19 protein-coding genes and 1 tRNA gene are annotated in these 17,941 nt (G+C 64.2%); 6 read left to right on the top strand and 14 right to left on the bottom strand.

What is annotated here, in order from left to right; translation table 11 throughout:
* Positions 1-140: 140 nt before the first annotated feature.
* Both B5525_RS10390 and B5525_RS10385 read left to right on the top strand, forming a co-directional pair.
* Positions 141-1,207, top strand: a protein-coding gene (locus tag B5525_RS10390; protein WP_197687849.1) for an IS630 family transposase whose coding sequence is annotated in 2 segments (ribosomal slippage) — positions 141-630 and positions 630-1,207 — 1,068 coding nt in all. Because the reading frame shifts where the segments join, the coding sequence is not laid out codon by codon here.
* A 50-nt stretch (positions 1,208-1,257) separates the two neighbouring features.
* Positions 1,258-2,502, top strand: coding sequence for a flavin monoamine oxidase family protein (locus B5525_RS10385; RefSeq protein ID WP_079573178.1), 1,245 nt, complete (start codon positions 1,258-1,260; stop codon positions 2,500-2,502).
* Between the two features lie 118 nt (positions 2,503-2,620).
* On the opposite strand, the gene B5525_RS10380 is transcribed toward B5525_RS10385, so the two are convergent.
* Positions 2,621-3,043, bottom strand: coding sequence for a thiol-disulfide oxidoreductase DCC family protein (locus B5525_RS10380; protein WP_079565922.1), 423 nt, complete (start codon positions 3,041-3,043; stop codon positions 2,621-2,623).
* Positions 3,040-3,939, bottom strand: coding sequence for a dienelactone hydrolase family protein (locus B5525_RS10375; RefSeq protein ID WP_079573176.1), 900 nt, complete (start codon positions 3,937-3,939; stop codon positions 3,040-3,042). The genes B5525_RS10380 and B5525_RS10375 overlap by 4 nt, the downstream gene beginning before the upstream one ends.
* Before the next feature lie 279 nt (positions 3,940-4,218).
* Here B5525_RS10375 and B5525_RS10370 point away from each other — a divergent pair, with 279 nt between their 5' ends.
* Both B5525_RS10370 and ppa read left to right on the top strand, forming a co-directional pair.
* Positions 4,219-4,728, top strand: a complete 510-nt coding sequence (locus B5525_RS10370; protein WP_079565921.1) for a GNAT family N-acetyltransferase — start codon at positions 4,219-4,221, stop codon at positions 4,726-4,728.
* 90 nt (positions 4,729-4,818) lie between these two features.
* Positions 4,819-5,352 (top strand): inorganic diphosphatase, encoded by a 534-nt coding sequence (gene ppa / locus B5525_RS10365; RefSeq protein WP_079565920.1) that lies wholly within the window; start codon positions 4,819-4,821, stop codon positions 5,350-5,352.
* A gap of 15 nt (positions 5,353-5,367) precedes the next feature.
* On the opposite strand, the gene folD is transcribed toward ppa, so the two are convergent.
* From folD to B5525_RS10350, 3 genes are read right to left on the bottom strand one after another with little or no spacing between them, the layout of a single operon-like run.
* Positions 5,368-6,252, bottom strand: a complete 885-nt coding sequence (folD, locus tag B5525_RS10360) for a bifunctional methylenetetrahydrofolate dehydrogenase/methenyltetrahydrofolate cyclohydrolase FolD (protein ID WP_079565919.1) — start codon at positions 6,250-6,252, stop codon at positions 5,368-5,370.
* Positions 6,249-6,593 (bottom strand): DUF167 domain-containing protein, encoded by a 345-nt coding sequence (locus B5525_RS10355; protein ID WP_079565918.1) that lies wholly within the window; start codon positions 6,591-6,593, stop codon positions 6,249-6,251. The genes folD and B5525_RS10355 overlap by 4 nt, the downstream gene beginning before the upstream one ends.
* 9 nt (positions 6,594-6,602) lie before the next feature.
* Positions 6,603-6,893 carry a YggT family protein gene (locus B5525_RS10350; RefSeq protein WP_079565917.1) on the bottom strand — a complete coding sequence of 97 codons (291 nt, stop codon included), beginning with the start codon at positions 6,891-6,893 and terminating at the stop codon, positions 6,603-6,605.
* A 200-nt stretch (positions 6,894-7,093) separates the two neighbouring features.
* Between B5525_RS10350 and B5525_RS10345 the strand changes: the two genes are divergently transcribed.
* A tRNA-Ala gene (locus B5525_RS10345) sits at positions 7,094-7,169 on the top strand.
* A gap of 242 nt (positions 7,170-7,411) precedes the next feature.
* Here the strand turns inward: B5525_RS10345 and B5525_RS10340 are convergent.
* The 7 genes from B5525_RS10340 to B5525_RS10310 all read right to left on the bottom strand — a co-directional run bounded on the left by B5525_RS10340 (position 7,412) and on the right by B5525_RS10310 (position 15,400).
* On the bottom strand, positions 7,412-8,224 hold the full coding sequence (locus tag B5525_RS10340; protein WP_079573174.1) for an enoyl-CoA hydratase: 813 nt from the start codon (positions 8,222-8,224) through the stop codon (positions 7,412-7,414).
* A 211-nt stretch (positions 8,225-8,435) separates the two neighbouring features.
* Positions 8,436-9,248, bottom strand: coding sequence for a glutamine amidotransferase (locus tag B5525_RS10335; RefSeq protein WP_079565916.1), 813 nt, complete (start codon positions 9,246-9,248; stop codon positions 8,436-8,438).
* A gap of 131 nt (positions 9,249-9,379) precedes the next feature.
* Entirely contained in the window at positions 9,380-10,162 is a 783-nt protein-coding gene (locus B5525_RS10330) for an SDR family NAD(P)-dependent oxidoreductase (RefSeq protein WP_079565915.1), read from the bottom strand.
* A 259-nt stretch (positions 10,163-10,421) separates the two neighbouring features.
* Entirely contained in the window at positions 10,422-10,901 is a 480-nt protein-coding gene (locus tag B5525_RS10325) for a TerB family tellurite resistance protein (RefSeq protein ID WP_079573172.1), read from the bottom strand.
* 179 nt (positions 10,902-11,080) lie between these two features.
* The gene (locus tag B5525_RS10320; RefSeq protein ID WP_079565914.1) at positions 11,081-12,493 is read right to left on the bottom strand and encodes an adenylate/guanylate cyclase domain-containing protein; all 1,413 of its coding nucleotides are present in this window, start codon (positions 12,491-12,493) and stop codon (positions 11,081-11,083) included.
* Entirely contained in the window at positions 12,486-13,904 is a 1,419-nt protein-coding gene (locus B5525_RS10315) for a cytochrome P450 (RefSeq protein WP_079565913.1), read from the bottom strand. The genes B5525_RS10320 and B5525_RS10315 overlap by 8 nt, the downstream gene beginning before the upstream one ends.
* Before the next feature lie 122 nt (positions 13,905-14,026).
* Positions 14,027-15,400 (bottom strand): hydrolase, encoded by a 1,374-nt coding sequence (locus tag B5525_RS10310; protein ID WP_079565912.1) that lies wholly within the window; start codon positions 15,398-15,400, stop codon positions 14,027-14,029.
* Between the two features lie 153 nt (positions 15,401-15,553).
* Here B5525_RS10310 and B5525_RS10305 point away from each other — a divergent pair, with 153 nt between their 5' ends.
* Positions 15,554-17,239 carry an MFS transporter gene (locus B5525_RS10305; protein ID WP_079565911.1) on the top strand — a complete coding sequence of 562 codons (1,686 nt, stop codon included), beginning with the start codon at positions 15,554-15,556 and terminating at the stop codon, positions 17,237-17,239.
* A 6-nt stretch (positions 17,240-17,245) separates the two neighbouring features.
* Here B5525_RS10305 and B5525_RS10300 read toward each other — a convergent pair whose 3' ends face one another.
* Together B5525_RS10300 and B5525_RS10295 are read right to left on the bottom strand one after the other, a co-directional pair.
* Positions 17,246-17,458 carry a cysteine rich repeat-containing protein gene (locus tag B5525_RS10300; protein ID WP_079565910.1) on the bottom strand — a complete coding sequence of 71 codons (213 nt, stop codon included), beginning with the start codon at positions 17,456-17,458 and terminating at the stop codon, positions 17,246-17,248.
* A gap of 138 nt (positions 17,459-17,596) precedes the next feature.
* On the bottom strand, positions 17,597-17,875 hold the full coding sequence (locus tag B5525_RS10295; protein WP_079573170.1) for a hypothetical protein: 279 nt from the start codon (positions 17,873-17,875) through the stop codon (positions 17,597-17,599).
* Positions 17,876-17,941: the final 66 nt, after the last annotated feature.

Genomic DNA, 17,941 nt, shown 5'->3' with positions numbered 1-17,941 from the left:
CGTAAGCGGGCGAATAGCGAATGGGGAGTAGCGAATAGATGAAGGCGTCTTATACCAACGGCCCGAAACTGTGACTCATTAGGGATTCCCAAATCAGGGAAACTCTGACTCGATGCTAGCCTTTGAGAGGAGCGGCATCGATGGGAGCGGCGGTATCGATCACCCGACTTGATCTGACGGCTTCGGCGCTTCGCAAGGCGGCGAGCGGAGAGAAGGATAGCGCCGCGGCGCGTCGGATACTCGCGCTTGCGCTGGTGCTCGATGGCTCGGACCGCAAAACGGCGGCCGAAACCTGCGGCATGGACCGTCAGACCTTGCGGGACTGGGTGCACCGTTACAACGCCGCGGGACTGGCCGGGCTTCGCAATCTCAAATCGCCAGGTCCCGGATCAAAACTCACGGTGCGGCAGCAGGCCGAATTGGCCGAGCTTGTCGAGGCCGGCCCCGACCCCGCGGTGCACGGGGTAGTGCGTTGGCGGCGGGTCGATCTGCGCGACGAATTGCAGCGGCGCTTCGGTGTCACGCTCCACGAGCGTTCGGTCGGGAAGGTTCTAGCCAAGCTCGGCTACCGCAAACTGTCGGTAAGGCCCCGCCACCCGCAGGCTGACGAAGAAGCCCAGCAGACGTTTAAAAAAACTTCGCCGCGACCGTCAGGGCGCAAATTCCCGAGCACGCCAAAGACAAGCCGATCGAAATCTGGTTCCAAGATGAGGCCCGGATCGGCCAGCAGGGCACGCTGACCCGCGTCTGGGCCAAGCGTGGAACGAGGCCCCGCGCACCGCACGACCAGCGCTACGACTGGGCCTACCTGTTCGGCGCGGCCTGTCCGCAGCGTCGCGTCGCAGCAGGTCTGGTCATGCCGGCGGCGAACGCCGAGGCCATGTCGCTGCATCTCACAGCGATCGGCCGCAAGGTGGCGGCAGGTAGCCACGCCGCTCTTGTCCTCGATGGCGCCGGCTATCACATTGCTGCCGCGCTCACGATCCCCGAAAACGTCACCCTGGTGCGTCTGCCACCCTACGCGCCTGAACTCAATCCGATCGAAAACGTCTGGGAATATCTGCGCGGCAACAAACTCGCGATCACCGTCTTCGACGACTACGACGACATCGTTGATAAAACCTGCGACGCATGGAACTTCTTTGAACACGATCCAAAGCGCATCGCCTCAATCACCACACGAACATGGGCAACAGTCAATAATTAGGGCCGTTGGTATTATGTATTCGCTATTCGCCACTCGCTATTCGCTCGCTGATCATGTCCCTCCCTTCCGAAGTCGATGTCGCCATCATCGGGGCGGGCGCCGCAGGCCTTGGTGCGGCGCGGGCGCTGGAAAATTCCGGCCTCACGGTGATCGTGCTGGAAGCGCGCGACCGCGTCGGCGGACGCGGCTACACCGTCATGGCCGCGCCCGACATCACCTTCGACGTCGGCTGCGGCTGGCTGCACTCGGCCGACAAGAACTCGTTCGTCAAAATCGCCGGGCAATTGAATTTCAAGATCGACAAGAGGCACCCGCCATGGCGCGAGCAGGCCTTTGGCGATGTCTTCCCGCCGAAAGAGCGCGCCGAATTCATCGAAGCACTGGATGCCTTCTTCGATCGCGCCGAGACTGCCGCGAAAACCGGCCGCGACAGCGCCGCCAGTCTCTATCTCGAACCCGGCAATCGCTGGAACCCGATGATCGATGCGATCTCGACTTACGTCAACGGTGCTGAACTCGATTCCGTTTCGGTCATCGATACCCATGCCTATGAAGATACCGGGATCAACTGGCGGGTGCGGCGAGGCTATGGCGCGCTGATAGCGGCCTATCGCGCGGGGTGTCCTTTGGCGCTGAACACGGAAGTGAAGCTGATCGATCACTCCGGAAGAGGCGTGCGGATCGAGACGTCGCAGGGCACGCTTTCCGCTCGCAAGGTGATCGTCACCGTGCCGACCAGCCTGATCGCCGGCGAGACGATTCGTTTTCACCCCGCTTTGCCTGAGAAAGTGGAAGCGGCGTGCGGCCTGCCGCTCGGCGTCGACAACAAGGTAATGCTGGCGGTGAGCGAGCCAAAGGCGCTGCCGAAGGACGGCAATTTGCGCGGCGCCACCATGCGCACCGCCATGGGCACCTATCATCTGCGCCCGTTCGGCCAGCCCTGCATCGAAGGTTTTTTCGGCGGACGGCTGGCGCGGGCGCTGGAGGAGGCCGGTGACGGCGCGCAGGCGGCGCAGGCGATCGACGAGATCGCGGACTATCTCGGGAATGATTTTCGCCGCAAACTAAAGCCGCTGGCGGAATCCCGCTGGGCGCACGACCCGTTCGCCCGCGGCTCCTACTCGCACGCGCTGCCCGGCCATGCCGGCCAGCGCGCCGTGCTGGCAGCACCCGTCGACGGCCGGCTATTCTTCGCGGGAGAAGCCACCTCGCCGAAGTTTTTCTCGACGGCGCACGGAGCGAGGGACAGTGGCGAGCGGGCGGCGGGCGAGGTGATTGTAGCGCTGAAGGAGTGATGATTGTCGATCTCGTCATTCCGGGATGGTCCGAAGGACCAGACCCGGAATCTCGAGATTCTACGATGTGCAATTGCACATCGTAGTTCGATGCTTCGCATCGCCCCGGAATGACACCTCATTCGATAACTCTCGCCCTCATCTCCGCATCCGGCACGAAGCATTCCTCATACTTCCCGAAAATCCGGTACCGGTTGCGCGCGACGAGGCTGTAGACAGCGTCGCGGAGCGGTTTTGGGACCGCGCGAAGCACGCGCACCCAGCCCCATCCGGGCAGCGCACTTAATACCGTCAGTGCGCCATCGGATTTGAAATGCGCCATGCCGCCGTGGACCACGGCGTTGGTGTCGGGATCATCGGGGTCGATGCCGAAGGCCTGCGCCAGCCGCGTGCCGTAGCCTGACTGAATGGCGGTGAAGCGAAACCGCCGCGCCTTGTCGCGCGTCGCGACAAAACGGACCCAGCGCGAGCAGAACACGCAGACGCCGTCGTAGAGAATGACATCATCGTCCGGCCACGGCTCGACTGCGCGGGCTGTCATCGTTTTTTGGCCGCTGTCGACGCGAGCAGCTTTAGCGCGCGATCCAGTGTCGGCCCGGCGATCTTCACGCCGCTCTCGCTCTCCGCCAGCCAATGACCCTCGCTGCCGGATGCCGGCAATACGTAGAAGTCCACCTTGCCGCCGCCGGCGCGGAAGGCGTTGGCGAGCTGCTTCGACAGCTCGGGTGAAAAATAGCTGTCGTTGGCTGCCACCAGCCAAATCACCGGCACGCGCGCGGCCTTGCCGAATTCGCCCGCCGCCGCCATCAGCGTATGCGGCGCGCAGACCTGATCGGGAAGGTCGTTGGCATGGCCGCCGCGGCCGGCTGCGAACGCGACGATGGTCGAGACATCTTGCGGGCTCTCGCGCGCCAGCGCCAGCGCGCCCCAGGCGCCGGCTGAATGCCCGACAATCAGCATGCCGTCCTGCCGGACAAAGGGCTGCGTGCGCACGTAACCCGCCGCGGCCGCGATCTCGTCGGCCGTCGCGCGGCCCGAATGCGAATAATCAGCCTCGTCGCAGCCGCCCTGGTCTTCGAGATATTTTCCTCCCGTCGCACCATGTCCCGGCCGCTCCGGCACCAGCACCGCAAAGCCGCGCACCACCAGCCAGGAAGCCAGCGCGCGGTATTCGGGCTGCGGCATTTGCGCGCGACGCAGGACGTTTTGAGTGGAGGCGTGCGCAATCACCGCCAGCCGGAAGGGTCCGTCGCCAGGAGGACGAAACAGCACGGCGTGTGCCGGGGTGGCCGGATCCGGCGACGGCAGCAGCCATTGCTGCATCCGGTTCGGCTCGCCTTCGGCGCCTTGCGCGCCGAACCGGGTTTGCGCGATCGCGCTCTGCGTACACACCATTGCGAGCACAACCAGAGCGGAAAGCGCATTGATCGATTGCATGAATAGCCTGACGCCGACGGGTTCGCTGCTGGCCAAGAGAATACGCACGGCGAATCAAATCCAGCGCATTTTTCCGTGAGGGCGGCCACGGCCGGGCAGGCTTTGGACGGTCTGGGTCGGCCTGATCCTGCCAATCTTCCGATCAACGGCCGCTTCAGACGGCCCTCTGTCCTCTTTCGGGACAGCGGACGGCAAAAACTGATGCAGAAAATCCACACGTTAAGGCTTAATTAACGATAGACCTTGAAGCGGAGCCTCTGACTTGCTTTGATTGGGGTCATGAGCACAACCCTGATCGAGGTTCGACCGGCCAAAGCTGCGGATGCGGCGGCGGTAGCGTCCACGCATGATGAAGCCTGGCGCTCGGCCTATCAGGGCATCATCCCCGGCGCCGAGCTGGAGAAGCTCATCAACCGCCGCGGCCCGCAATGGTGGGACAGCGCGATCCGCAAGGGCAGCCGCGTCAGCGTGCTGGTGTTCGGCGACAAGGTCGCAGGCTACGCCAATTACGGCCGCAACCGCGCCCGCAGTCTGCACTTCGAAGGCGAGATCTACGAGCTCTATCTGCGACCGGAGTTTCAGGGCCTCGGCTTCGGCCGCCGGCTGTTCACTGCCGCGCGCCGCGACCTGTTGCAGAGCGGCCTCAAGAGCATGGTGATCTGGGCGCTTTCCGACAACGATCCCGCCACCGAGTTCTATCGCGCTCTCGGCGGCCGCATGGTGGCACGCTCCTCGGAGAAGTTCGGGCCGAAGTCGCTCGACAAGGTCGCTTTCGCCTGGGCAAGCTGAGACCGGTTCCTGGTGCGCGCCGAAGCCCCGGCCGGCCCGGGCCGCCCGTCCTTTTCCAGGATTTAACTTCAAAGCCCCGCGGAGCCATCCATGCGTATTGACGCCATCTCGATCGGGATCGATCCGCCGCGTGAGGTCAACGTCGTCGTCGAAGTGCCGGTTGGCGGCGAACCGATCAAATACGAAATGGACAAGGAGGCCGGCACGCTGGTGGTCGACCGGTTTCTCTATACCGCCATGCGCTATCCCGGCAATTACGGTTTCATCCCGCACACCCTCTCGAACGATGGCGATCCCTGCGACGTGCTGGTCGCCAATACCCGCGCGATCGTGCCGGGCGCGGTGATGAGCGTGCGGCCGGTCGGGGTGCTCTTGATGGAAGACGAGGCGGGCGGCGACGAGAAGATCATCGCCGTGCCGTCGTCGAAACTGACCCAGCGCTATGACAAGGTGAAGACCTACAGCGACCTGCCCGACATCACGCTGGCGCAGATCCAGCATTTCTTCGAGCACTACAAGGACCTCGAGCCCGGCAAATGGGTGAAGGTGCTGCGATGGGGCGGCGCGGACGATGCACACCGGCTGATCGCGGAAGGCATGGCGCGGGCCAAGGCGAAGAAGTAGCTTCGCTGCGGCAGCTCACACCGCCGGCTTCGGCAATCCATGAATCGCGCAGGCCGCGCGCAGCGTGTTGACCAGGAGGCACGCCACCGTCATCTGGCCAACGCCGCCGGGCACCGGCGTGATCGCGCCGGCGACGTTTTGCGCCTCGGCAAAAGCGACGTCGCCGACCAGCCGGTCCTTGCCGCCGGCCCCGGGCATCCGGTTGATGCCGACATCGATCACGGTGGCGCCCGGCTTGATCCAGTCGCCGCGCACCATTTCCGGTCGGCCCACGGCAGCATAGACCAGATCGGCGCGGGCGCAGAGCTGCTTGAGGTCGCGTGAGCGCGAATGCGCGATCGTCACCGTGGCGTTTTCGTTGAGCAGCAATTGCACCAGGGGACGGCCGACCAGATTGGAGCGGCCGATCACGATGGCTTCCATGCCCTCGAGCGAGGCATGCACGCTCTTGGTCAGGATGATGCAGCCGAGCGGCGTGCAGGGCGACAAGGCCGCCAGGCCGCCGGCCAGCCGTCCCGCGTTGTTCGGGTGCAGCCCGTCGACATCCTTGGCGGGATCGATGGCGTTGACGACGGCTTCGGTATTCAACGATTTCGGCAGCGGCAATTGCACGAGGATACCGTGCACGGCGGGATCGCGATTGAGCTTTGCGATCAGCGCCAGGAGGTCTCCCTGCGCGACGTCGGCCGGCAGCACATGCTCGAACGACGCCATGCCGGCCGCCTGGGTCTGCTTGTGCTTGCTGCGGACATAGACCTGGCTGGCGGGATCGCTGCCGACCAGGACCACTGCGAGCCCGGGCGTCAGCCCATTGTCGCGCTTTACCCGCGCGACCTCCTCGGCGACGCGGACGCGAAGCTCCGCTGCAATGATCTTTCCATCGATGATCCGGGCCGTCATTCTTTTCCCTTGTCTTGTGGTTGATCCGGCTTCGCCGCGGTGAGCTTTCGCAGGGCGTCACCGAGCTTTGCCGGATCGCCGTCAACGGCAATCTGCTTGAGGCGCGAGGTGGTGCCGGAGAGAATCCGCACCCTCGCCTTGGGTACCCCGAGCGCCTTCGCCATCAACTCCGTGACCGCGCGATTGGCCTCGCCGCCGTCGGCGATGGCGCGAACCCTCACCTTGACCACCACCCGGCCGTCCGCAAGCGTTTCGAGTCCGTCAATATCGTCCCGGCCGCCACGCGGCGTCACCCGCAGCGCCACGCTGACGCCGCCGGTGGAGTAGCGCCACGGGTCCACGCGCTGTCTCTACGGGACGAACGGATAAACGTATTCAGCCAGATAGAGCTGGATCAGCCAAAGTATGAAAAATGCGATGATCGGAGAGATGTCCAGCCCGCCAAAACTGGGTAGCCTGCGCCGGATCGGCCCCAGCACGGGCTCAGTGATCCTGTAGAGGAACTCCGCGATCGCCGACACGAACTGGTTGCGCGTATTCACGACATTGAAGGCAATCAACCACGACAGGATCGCGGACGCGATCAGCAGGTACATATAAAGATTTATGATCTGAATCAGGATGAATACGATTGGGCGCATAGAGGGAGAACTCGTCTCAGGCGGGAGCCGCGGATTCGACTACCTGCTAGATATCGGTTCCACCCCCCGCAAACAAGGGAAGTTCCGGGCAAATAAAGCCGAAAACGGCGATTTCGCCGTTCTTGACTTGACCTTGGTGCGGATTGTAAATGGCGCCGATTACCGACCGCTCCTCAGTCTTTGTTCGAAGCGGTCGCGATGGGGCCATAGCTCAGCTGGGAGAGCGCGTCGTTCGCAATGACGAGGTCGGCGGTTCGATCCCGCCTGGCTCCACCACGCTTCGCCTGCGGCTACGCGTGGCGCAGCCACGCAAGAGCCGTAGGCGAAGCGTGGTGCCCGGCGTAGCCCACTTGGGCGAAGACGGGCTGCGGCCGAAAACTCACTTCCCCGTAAACCCTCGGCGGCCGCTTTTCCATAAAACTCGCCACCCCTTTGCCTGCGCAGCCACGCAAGAGCCGTAGGCGAAGCAGGGTGCCCGGCGTAGCCCACTTGGGCGAAGACGGGCTGCGGCTGAAAACTCACTTCCCCGTAAACCTCGGCGGCCGCTTTTCCATGAAACTCGCCACCCCTTCGCGGAAATCGCTGCCGCGCAGCGCCACCACCATTTCGCGGTTGGCGTCGATGGTCGCCTCGGCCAGAGTCTGGAACGGCACGTCGTAGAGCTGCCGCTTGATCACCGCGATCGCGCTCGGCGAGACGAAATCGGCGAGATCGCGCGCGTAGGCGTAGGTCTGCTCGCGGAGCTCTCCCGGCGGATACAACCGGTTGACCAGACCGATGCGCAAGGCCTCTTCGCTGGAAACCCGGCGCGCAGACATCAAAAGATCCAGCGCATTGGCATGACCGACGATGCGCGGCAGCATCCAGCTGATGCCATGCTCGGCGATCAGCCCGCGCCGTGAGAAGGCGGTGGTGAAAACGGTATTGTCGGCGGCGAAGCGAAGATCGCAATAGAGTGCGTGCACGAGCCCGATCCCGGCGGTGGCCCCGTTCAACATGCCGATGACCGGCTTGGGGATCGACGGATAATAAGCGTAGCGAGCCTGCCAGTCCGGCCTAGCGTTCATGTCAAACGGCGGCAGGCTCGCGGCGCGGCTGATGTCGTCGGGATCGAGCCCCTTCAGCGCATCCATGTCGGCACCGGCGCAGAACGCGCGTCCTTCGCCGGTCAGCACGATGACCCGCACATTGTCGTCGGCGCTGGCGGTCTCCATGGCGTGGCGCACATCGCGCTCCATGATCGGCGTCCACGCATTCATGCGGTCGGGCCGGTTGAGCGTGATGGTCGCGATCTTCTCGCTCACTTCATACAGAATATGCTGATAGGTCATCTGCGATCTCCCGAGCGCGTCGTCTTCTTTGGACAACGCTCGTTGTTGATTGCTGGCTTCAATCACGACCCGTCGCGTTACGACTCTGTTGATTCGTTGCCGGTCATGTCGCCTCCCATTTTGCCTGCTGATGAACCGCAAGCTTGCCGGGCCGTCATTATCATATCTGCAGAGTTGGAAAGGCCTTGCGGAATGCCGGCCGAGGCGTGCCTCATTCCGCGGCTTCCGACATCGCCGAGAACGGCACCCTGGCGAGCCAGTCATCGATGAATTGCTTGAGCCACGCGCGCTCGGTCACGTCATGCACGGCGCGATCGGAGAAGTGATGGTGGCGCGGCCGTGCGCCGGGCAATTCGAGGCGGGCATGGCCGCGCGTGGTCCAGCGGTGCATCATCGCGTAGGTCACATCGGGGTGGAACTGGAAGCCGAACGCATGGTCGAGCTGGAACGCCTCGACCGGGAAATCGCTGCCTTCCGCTAGCAGCTCCGCGCCATGGGGAAGCTCAAATCCCTCGCGATGCCAGTGATAGACATGATCCGGCCAGTCCGGGCAGAGCTTGAGCCCCGCCGGCGTCGGGCGGATCGGGTAATACCCGATCTGCGCGCGGCCCTCCGGGTGCGGCGCCACCCCGGCGCCGAGTTGCCTCGCAAGCATTTGCGCGCCCAGGCAGATGCCCAGAAACGGCCGCTGCTCCCGGAGCGGCACCTCAATCCAGTCGATCTCCCGGCGCACATACTCATCCGGATCGTTGGCGCTCATCGGGCCGCCGAAAATGACCGCACCGGCATGACCGTCCAGCGTTTCCGGCAGCGGATCGCCGAACCGCGGACGCCTGATATCGAGGGGATACCCCAGCGACCTCAGCGCGTTGCCGACGCGGCCTGGCGTCGAAGCTTCCTGGTGCAGGATGATCAGAACCGGCAGCAACGGCCTGGCGGATGACGGCGCAACGGAACCGCTTTGTGCTCCCTCAGTAAGATGCAGCACGTTTCCGGCGTCAGCTTTGATCGAATGGAACGACATCGATTGATCTTTGCTTTCCGGCCCATCAAGCCAGAATCGTCCTTAAGGCATCCTTAAATTTCGTAGAACAGTCGCGGAAATTCATCTGCAGGTTCAAAGCAAATTGTGGGCCAACCAGGCAGGGCGACGCCTTACCGGCGCTTTCTAAGCTGGAAACCGCCGACCGCCGCCAGAATGAACCCGCGCGGAAAAAGCCGGAGCAGAAACGGCAGGACCTTGATGCCGAGGCCGGGCAGCACCACCCGCTTATCGGCCATCAATCCCTGATACCCTGCCTTCGCGACATTGGCTGCGGAAACGTTCAGGATCGCGGAGTCAAATCCGGGTTCGAAACCGGCCCGCTCCTGAAATTCCGACGGCACCGGCCCCGGACACAGCGCGGTCACCCGCACGCCGCACGGGGCGAGTTCGCGGCGTATCGCCTCGGAGAACGACAGCACATAGGCCTTGGAGGCGTAATACACCGCCATTCCCGGTCCGGGCAGAAAGCTGGCGATCGAAGCGACGTTGAGAATACCGCCGCGGTGCCGGATCAACTGATCAGAAAACCGCAGCGACAGATCGGTCATGGCGCGGATATTGACGGCAATCATGCCCAGCTGCGCCTCGCGATCCAGCTCGATCGCGCACCCGAACAGGCCGAAGCCCGCGTTGTTGACGACGTATTCGATCTCCACCCCTTCAGCGGTCAATGCTGCGGCAATCCGATCGCCGGCATCGGGGTGTTCGAGATCGCACGCGATCACAATCGGCGCGCCGGCGCCGCCGGCGACGATCTCGTCCGCCAGCGCTGCAAGACGGTCCGCGCGCCGCGCCACCAGAGCCACACGATGGCCTTTTGATGCGAAGACGCGCGCCAGCTCGGTGCCTATCCCCGCCGAGGCACCGGTAATCAGCGTCACACGCTCGGTCACGATTCAATGCTCTTAAAATTATTGCAGGTATGCTTCTAAGGCCTTCGAGAGAGCATACGGCTTAAGCGGGATGCAAGCCACCCGCAAGCATGGCGGCGTGCTCAAACGCACAATGCTGCGGCAGTAAACCGCGATATTTCTGGGCTAATTTCGCCTGCCGGCGAGCAATTGCCGTGGACATTAAAATTTCGTCATGTCCGCTAGCGCGCAAAGCGGCTGCTCAACGGGCCCGTGGCACATTGCCGCGTCCGCGATATCCTTAACCGCCCGCGGTTGCCGTGGGCTGCTTGGCGGCCACCTGATGCTTGAGATCGATCCGGTCGCGCGAAGACACCCCCAGGAGATCGGCCGCGCGCCACACCACATTGTCCTCGAACTCGCTGACCTGACCGTCGGCATAGACCAGCTCCCACATCATCTCGACGATTCTGAGCCTGCCGGCTTCGTCAACCGTGCGCATGATGACACTGGTGAAATGATAGAGATCGACCGCCTCGCCCTCGACCAGGGTCGCGGACGCGATCAGCTGGTCCGCCATGCCGGGATCAAGTCCGAAGCGGCTTTCGATCAGGCTGTGAAGTTTGCGCTTCTCCGCGGCCGAGGGTTCGCCGTCGATCGAGATCACATGGATCAACAGCGCGGTCGCCGCCAGACGATAACCGGTATCGTCAAACGATTGCTGCCCATGCGCGGTTGGCGAAACAACATCTGCAATGAATTGGCGAAGTCCGTCGAGCATCACTTCCTTCCGCAATTGCACGAAACCCGTTGGCCGCCAAGTCTGGCGGCATCCGACGCGATATATGGGCTGGAAGATCAAACCGCGCAATCCATAGCGTTGCGGCCGCCGCATTACGTTTCGGCAATCTCACCGTCGTTCCAGGGCGTTAGCGCGAATCCGGAACCTCGATATTCCGCTCAGGGGATTTCGTAGACGACCATCCTGTCGGCAATGCCGCGCAGCGCCGCCTGTTTCTGAATTGGCTTGATCGCTTGCTTCTCCAGGATGGTCGCGACGGCGGGCGCGTCCAGCACTGATCCGGTGATATGGATCTCCTGCGAGGTCGACAGGTTCTGCACGCGCGCCGCGATATTGACGGTCTGGCCAAAATAATCCTGCCGCTCGTTGAGCATGACCGCAAGGCACGGGCCTTCGTGGATGCCGATCTTGACCACCAGATCGCCGGTGCCCCGCTCGGCATTGAGGGCGGTCATCGCGGCGCGCATCCGCAGCCCCGCGACAATCGCATGTTCCGGCCGGACGAAAGTCGCCATCACGGCGTCGCCGATCGTCTTCACCACGGCGCCTTTTTCCGAGGAGATGATCTCGAGCAGCGCATGGAAATGCGCACGCACCAGATCGAAGGCGGCGAGATCGCCGACCCGCTCGTACAGCGCGGTGGAGCCCTTGAGATCGGTGAACAGGAACGTCAGCGATGTGATCTTGAGCCGCTGATCGATGTTGAGGTTGTCAGCCTTGAAGACGTCGCGGAAGGTCTGGTTGGTCAGCATCCGCTTGGCGGTGAGGAACGGCTTGCGCTTGCCGATCAAATGATGAAGTGCCTCGGCCGCGATGAACACCGACGGCAGCACCCGCACGCCGGCCTGATTGTCGAGCGACAGCCGCAGCGGTCCGGGACGCATGGTGATGGTGCCGCCGGTCGGCGACGGCGTCTTGTTGTACATCAGCGACAGCTGCTGACGCTCCTTGGTCGGCTCGCCCTGAACGTCGATGAACTGCGCGGCATGCGTCACCGGCTCGAACACGATGATGAATTCCGCAGGCAGTTGCAGCGACATGGTCGCTTTTTCGCCGGCCGGCAGTTCAAGCGCGTCCAGTACGACGTCATTGGAGAGTGCCGCGAACGACTCTTCGTTGAAGTCGACGCCCGAACTCCAGAACACCTGCTTGAAATACTCCCAGAGCGGCAGCGTGTTGGGATCATGCGCCGCGATGCGGCGGATCCGCGGACTGACGGTGAAGGCGACCTCGACCTGCTCGTCGACCGACGCCTCGTAGCCGCAGGCGCAGAGGCCGCAGTGGTAGTCTTCGGGACGCAACGACTTTAACGTGGAGTGGGCGTCGAGCACGCCGCCGCAGCCGGGGCACAGCACGTTCCAGGTGAGATCGAACAGCCCGAGCCGCGACGCATGCAGGAATCCAGAAATCACCCGTTCTTCGTCGAGCCCGGTCCGCTTCGAAAAATCCAGCAGATTGATACGGTTGAGCTCGTGGTCCGCGCCGTTCTCGATCAGCTCACGAATGGCATCGGCCACCGCCGGGTCGGCGGTCTGTTTCAGTACCGAAAACTGCGCCTGGATTTCACTCATGTCGCACCTTTAGAGCAGATTGTCGCAGTGTCCAAACGATGCTTCCTCGCCGGCGCGCAATACGGAACATCGGCGAGCGATCCGGCTGCGTCGTCACCACGCCGATCGGCATCACCGGCGCCTTGTCGAGCAGTTCGACGCGAAACGCTTTGATGATCTTCGCCAGCGCCAGCGTGGCCTCCACCAGCGCGAAATGCGCGCCGATGCAGACTCGTGCTCCGACGCCGAAGGGCAAATAGGCAAAACGGTCGGGTGGCGGCGCGGACGACATGAAGCGCTCCGGCATGAACGCGTTCGGCTCGCGCCAGAGCTTTTCATGCCGGTGCAGCAGCCACGGCGCGATCAGGACGACATCGTTCCTCCTGACCGGCATGCCGGCGATCGTATCGGGCGCAACGGCGGCGCGCGCGATCAGGAAGGCCGGCGGATAGAGCCGCATCGTCTCATCGACCACGGCGCGGGTGAATTTCAGCCGCTCGATATCAAGCCCACCGTTCACGTCCGCGCCCTCGACCTCGGCCGCCAATTGGTCCTGGCTGGCAGGATCGAGCGCCAGCAGATACAGCGACCAGAACAGCGCGATAGCGGTGGTCTCGTGGCCTGCGAGAATCATAGTCGCGATCTGGTCGCCGAGCTGTTCGTCGGTGAAGGCTTCCCCGGTCTCGGGATCGCGCGCAGCACCCATCAGATCGAACAGGTCGCGCGGCAACGCGCCTTGGTTCTTGCCGGCGGCGCGGCGCTCCGCCATCAGCTGGCCGATGAACCGCGTCCAGCGCTTTCGGAAGCGGGCGCGGGAGAGGTCCTGCGGGGTCGGCCAGCTCAGCGGCAGCAGCAGATCGAGAAAATGCGGCCGCGCCAGCCGGGCGCCGTATTCCATCACGAAGTCGCGCAAGGTTGGCCCATGACGCTCCATGCCGAACGAGAACATGGTGCGCCCGGCGATCTCGAGCGTCATCCGCTGCATGGTTTCGCGTAGATCGACCGGCTCAGCGCACTTCGCGGCAAGTCTTGCAATCGTCTCGTCGATGACCGCGACCATGTGCGGCACCAGCGGCATCACCGCGCGTGGCGTAAACGCGGGCGCCAATGTTCGGCGCTGATGTTTCCAGGCGCGGCCCTCGGCGATCAACGGGCCTTCGCCGAGCACGGGACGCAGCACCCGGATAGCCGCCGGCGTGCGTGTATAGTTCTCGTAATTCTCTACCAGCACGTGCCGGATCGCATCCGGCGTGTTGAGAATGAAGCTGGAACGGCCGAAGAAGCGCCCCCTGATAATATCCTCTTCATAGGCGCGCTGGCCCCAGGTGCCGATCGCGCTCGCGCGCATCGCCGACATCCGTCCGATGGCGGTCATGTTATCCGGCGCCCGCGGCGGGCTGGGCGGCACCAGCGGGCGGCGCGCGACCGGCATGTCCAAGGCTTCTACGCCCAAGACGGCTTCTACCCCCAAAGCGGCTTCTGTTCCCAAGGCCTTGGCTATGCTCATGGGCAGCCTCGCGAAAAGGATGACGATACCGGTAGCTAGACCGGTAGCTAGTAAGTCAGCTCGGCGACCGCAATCCTGTTTTCCGACGCCGGCCAGGCCCGCGTGACGATCCGTTCCTCATTGAAGAGGGCGCCGACCGGACGTCCGGTTTCCGCCGCCGAAAGCCGCAGCGTGCTAAGCGAGTCGCCGGGCACGCCCGGCTTCACGTCCGAAGGCTCCTTGCCGTTGAACAGCACGATATCGCGCGGCAGGCCCAAAAATCCGCGCGTCCGCGACATCAGGACGACGCAGCCGGCGCCGGCATCCGCCGGCCCCAGCGGACGCGCGGCGCGCAGATGCACGATGTCGGAGGAGCGCGGAAACGGCGAGCGATAGAAATGCGTGGTGGGCGAGCCGGCCGAGGTGAGCACCATTTCGAGGTGCCAGGTGGGATCGACCTTGGCCGGCCCCCAGCGCCCGTTCGCACCGGTCTGCGAAGTGTGGATGGCGCTTCCCAAACGTTCGCCGCTATCGGCGGATACGCGAAAAATCTCCACTGACGCGCCCGCCACGGGGCGATTGGTCGGAACGCCGCCCGGTGTGCCGGTCACCAGCCCGCTTAGCCTGACTTCCGCTTCAGGCGTAATCGCTATTCTGTCTGGTTCGCGGCCGGCAATGAACTTGTAGATCTCGCGGAACGCGCGTGGGGAATACGCGGTCTCGCGATGATCGATCGCGCCGAGCACCAGATTGGTGGCGCCCTTGAGCGCCGGGCCTTCCTCGGTCACGCCGGTCGGCGTGCCCGGCTTGCCGACGAAGCGGCCGTCTTCCTGCGCGTATTTGTCCATGCCGTCGCTGCGCAGGGTCAGGAACGCGGTGCCCGGCGTGACTTCGCAGTCACCCTCGTTCAGGCCGCGCAGGAACGGGCCGCGGCCATTGAACTCGTTGTCAAGACCGGCGTCCCAGGCATAGACGCCGTGATTTGGCACGCCGCACAATACGGCGTGGCTGACATCCGCGCCGCCGCCGTTCTTGATCAGCCCGCGAATCGAATATCCGCCGCGCGAATTTCCAACCAGTGCCACACGCGACGCGCCGGTGCGGCGCTTCAATTCCTGGACGGCTTCGCCGAGTTCGCGGCGCTGGTCTTCAATCGAGGATTTGTTCGGCTCGGCCTTGGTATCGTCGGCGCGCGCCAGCGGATCGGTGAAATTGATCGCGAACATGCGGTCGCGGGAAACCCCATTCGATTCCATCCGCCACAAGGTGGTGAGCCACAGCGCCGCGTGGTCGCCATTGCCATGCACGAACAGAATGGGCGGGAGTTCGCTCGCGGCAGGGACGGCGGGGGCCAGCTGCGCCAGCGCGGCAAAGCCGGGATTTCCGGCCGCTAAAGGCAAGGCTGCAGCGCCCTTCAGGACCGTCCGCCGCGATATCCTCATATTGTACCTCCCATGATGATTTTGCACCCTAGCCACCCTGTGTGACCCGCCGATAGCGGCCCTAACCACTGGACAGAGAACGACTTTCGCAGGCATCACTGGAAATCGAGAAGGAATCAAGGCCCGCCGCGACGGCGCCAACGGAATGGGGATATGACCGAACAGCCGAAACGCTCGATGGTTGCCGCCGATGGCGTCACCGCGCCCTTACGTTATCCGGTGTTCCGGCGTATCTGGCTGGCGAGCCTTTTGTCCAATTTGGGCCTCTTGATCCAAGGGGTCGGCGCCGCCTGGGCGATGACGCAGATGACCTCGTCCGCCGACAAGGTGGCGCTGGTCCAGACCGCTCTTATGCTCCCGATCATGCTGATCTCGATGCCGGCCGGGGCCATCGCCGACATGTATGACCGGCGTATCGTGGCACTGGTCTCGCTGGGAATAGCACTTAGTGGCGCGACGGCTCTGGCGGTGATGGCGTCGCTCAACCTCGTCACCCCGGAGATCCTGCTGGCATTCTGCTTCATCGTCGGCAGCGGCAACGCACTGTTCGGACCGGCGTGGCAGTCCTCGGTCAGCGAGCAGGTGCCGGCGGAAACATTGCCGTCGGCGGTCGCGCTGAACGGCATCAGCTACAATATCGCACGAAGTTTCGGTCCGGCCATCGGCGGCGTGATCGTCGCGACCGCCGGCGCCGTGGCGGCCTTCGCTGCCAACGCGGCGCTGTATCTGCCGCTGCTGGTCGTGCTGTTTCTCTGGCGCCGCACCAGCGAGCCGTCGCGGCTGCCGCGCGAGAAGCTCAACCGCGCCATGGTGTCGGGCGTGCGCTACATCGCCAACTCTCCCGCAATCCGCATCGTGCTCGCGCGCACGCTGGTGACCGGCATCATCGGCGGCTCGGTATCGGCGCTGATGCCGCTGGTCGCGCGCGACCTGCTGCACGGCGGAGCTCAAACCTACGGCATCATGCTGGGCGCGTTCGGCATGGGTGCGGTGATCGGGGCCCTCAACATCGCCGAGGTGCGCAAGCGCATGAGCGGCGAGGCGGCGGTCCGCGCCTGCGCGCTCTCGATGGGCGGCGCCATCGCCGCGGTGGCGCTGAGCCGGGAGCCGGTGCTGACCGCGGCGGCGCTGGTGGTGGCCGGCGCGGTATGGATGCTGGCGGTTGCCCTGTTCAACATTGGCGTGCAGCTCTCGGCGCCTCGCTGGGTCGCCGGCCGCTCGCTGGCGGCGTTTCAGGCCTCGATTGCCGGCGGCATTGCGATCGGAAGCTGGGGCTGGGGGCGCCTCACCGACGCCGCCGGCGTGGAAACGGCGCTGCTGGTTTCCGCAGGCCTGATGCTGGCTTCGCCCTTGCTGGGCCTGTGGCTCGGCATGCCGCGGGTCGGCGCGCGCAACGAGGACGCCGAAGTGCTGGCCGATCCCGAGGTGCGGCTCGCGCTCACCGGGCGCAGCGGGCCGCTGGTGGTGGAGATCGAATACCGCGTCGATCAGGAAAGCGCTCGCGCCTTCCACAATGTGATGCAGGAAGTGCAGCTCAGCCGGCAGCGCAACGGCGCCTATGGTTGGTCGATCGCCCGCGACATCGCCGATCCCGAATTGTGGACCGAGCGCTATCACTGCCCGACCTGGCTCGACTATCTGCGCCAGCGCAACCGCTCGACGCAATCCGAGCGCGCGCTGCATCAGCAGGCGATCGCTTTCCATCTCGGGCCTGATCCGGTGCGCGTCCGCCGCATGCTGGAGCGGCCGTTCGGATCGGTGCGCTGGAAGGAAGACACGCCGGACCGCGCCGTCAACGAGGTGCTTCCGGTGGCGACGGCAGCGGGCGGCAGTACGTGACCTCAGTTACTGCCCGTGCTCGGTCAGAACCTTCTCGCAGGCCTTGCTGAGCCTGGCGCGATGTTCCTTCAGGCAGGCCAGCACGACCTGATCACCTTCACTCATGTGGGCGCGGCAAAACCGCGAGACATCCCGCGCGCAGGCGTCATGCCCCTGCTGCTGCGCCGACGCCGCCGAAGCCAACAGAACAAACGGAACAACGAAAAAAATTCTGGCCATGATGTACGCCCTGCCGGTCCATGATTCCGCTGGGTTCTAGTGCCGGCGAACCGGCGCGGCAATGGATTTTGCGCCGTTGAAAATGCCCGTCACTCCGGGGCATTGCGGAGCGGTGAACCCGGAATGACGGGAAGCAGGTTACTTCGCCGCGACCTTCGGCTGCTGCGCGGCCAGATCGCGGTCCATGACGGTCCGGCAACCCGCGCTCAGGTCGGCCCGGTGCTTGTACATGCAGGCGGTGATGGCCGGAATGTTGGGGATGTCAGAGCTGCACAGGCGGAATGCGTCGCCGGTGCACATTTGCTGGGCCTCGGCACTCAAGGCGAAGCTTGCGCTCGACGACAGCGCGGAGAAAGCGACCGCGAAAGCCGCCGCCAAAGCGGCCTGGCGAATGGTCCGGTTGAGAAAAGCGGTCATGATCGGCTCCCTTTGGCCCGGCGCGGCGGGCCGTTGCTGATGGGATCGACGGTGCCCCAACCGCCT

The organism is Bradyrhizobium erythrophlei (assembly GCF_900129505.1).
GTDB classification, from domain to species: Bacteria; Pseudomonadota; Alphaproteobacteria; order Rhizobiales; family Xanthobacteraceae; genus Bradyrhizobium; species Bradyrhizobium erythrophlei_D.
This window is presented reverse-complemented; position numbering and strand designations above follow the sequence as displayed.